The organism is Allokutzneria sp. NRRL B-24872 (genome assembly GCF_002155965.1).
In the GTDB taxonomy this organism is placed as follows: domain Bacteria; phylum Actinomycetota; class Actinomycetes; order Mycobacteriales; family Pseudonocardiaceae; genus Allokutzneria.
On the sequence record NZ_MUMH01000271.1, the window covers coordinates 531 to 834 of the forward strand.

The 304-nt window shown below is 67.4% G+C and carries 1 protein-coding gene; it reads right to left on the reverse strand.

Annotated features, from left to right (window positions below; all coding sequences use genetic code 11):
• Positions 1 to 304 (reverse strand): DUF899 family protein (locus CCN37_RS37325; RefSeq protein WP_143262015.1); only part of this gene is annotated, 304 nt, incomplete at both ends.

The following is a 304-nucleotide window of genomic DNA, read 5'->3' on the forward strand; positions in this document are numbered from 1 at the left end:
ACGAACTCCTCGCCCTCGCGGAAGTTGTAGTTGTTGGGTGTGACCGCCGGGTCGAGCGAGACGTGGAAGTCGTAGTTGAAGTCGGTGCCGTGCGAGGAGAACCAGGGGAAGGTCCAGCCCCTGCTTTCCTTGTAGGCAGCCAACGTCGAGTACGGAGCACGCGAGACCGCGGCGAACGCGGTGTCCCGCGCGGCCAGGTGCGCACGCGCGCCGTCGCTGAGGTCGTCGGCCATCGCGGTGCAGCTGCCGCACCCCGTGTCCCACGCCGGGTCGTACATGAAGTGCTGGAGCACCAACTGCGCCC